The 251-nt window shown below is 64.1% G+C and carries 1 protein-coding gene; it reads left to right on the top strand.

Annotation, left to right across the window (positions count from 1 at the left end; genetic code table 11):
- On the top strand, positions 1 to 251 hold a 251-nt coding region (locus FQ664_RS26500), incomplete at both ends, for an ATP-binding cassette domain-containing protein (RefSeq protein WP_144175951.1).

The raw sequence follows: 251 nt of genomic DNA, 5'->3' as shown, positions 1-251 counted from the left end.
GCGCTGGAGGAAGTGGGGCTGGACCCGCGCACGCGGCATCGCTACCCGCATGAGTTTTCGGGTGGCCAGCGCCAGCGCATAGCGATTGCCCGGGCGCCGGTGCTGAAGCCGGCGCTGATTCTGCTGGATGAGCCCACCTCGGCGCTGGACCGTACCGTACAGCGGCAAGTGGTCGAGCTGCTGCGTAATCTGCAGCAGAAGTACAACCTGACCTACTTGTTCATCAGCCATGACCTGGCAGTGGTCAAGGC

Origin of the sequence: Pseudomonas persica (genome assembly GCF_900291015.1) — a bacterium.
Classification (GTDB): Bacteria; Pseudomonadota; Gammaproteobacteria; order Pseudomonadales; family Pseudomonadaceae; genus Aquipseudomonas.
This window is presented reverse-complemented; position numbering and strand designations above follow the sequence as displayed.